Annotated in this window: 1 pseudogene; it reads right to left on the bottom strand. The window is 69.9% G+C overall.

Annotated features, from left to right (window positions below):
- A pseudogene (locus H926_RS29920) lies at nucleotides 1-340 on the bottom strand (pyridoxal-dependent decarboxylase, exosortase A system-associated); the annotation flags it as partial.
- Nucleotides 341-418 lie beyond the last annotated feature (78 nt).

Raw genomic sequence — 418 nt, 5'->3', positions numbered from 1 at the left:
CGCGCTTGCCCGGCCCGGCAAACCCGGCGCGCGCCGGATCGATGCCCTGTGCGGCGAGCAGCGCCAGTTCCCCGGCAGAGGCGATGTCAAACCCGTCGACCAGGCCCGCCAGCAGCGCCAGCAGCGGGCCAAAGGGATTGGCCTTGACCGCATAGTGCAGCCGGACGGCCGGCGGCAGCGCCGCACGCAGTTCTGCCACGCGCGAGCGCACCACGGCGGCGTCATAGACGAACAGCGGCGTGCCATGCTCCTGCGCCCAGGCGCGCGCCGGGCGCCCGGCAATCATCAGGTCTGCCCCTTGGGCGGGAAAATGCGGGGGAATGGGGCCAAGCGGTTTCATCTGCCGGGGTCTTATGCCCTGCCAGTCAAGGCATGGTAAAGATCGGCGTAAAGCCCGGCGCGATCGTGCTTGCCATTG

It is taken from the genome of Novosphingobium sp. B-7 (assembly GCF_000410615.1).
Taxonomy (GTDB): domain Bacteria; phylum Pseudomonadota; class Alphaproteobacteria; order Sphingomonadales; family Sphingomonadaceae; genus Novosphingobium; species Novosphingobium capsulatum.
This window is presented reverse-complemented; position numbering and strand designations above follow the sequence as displayed.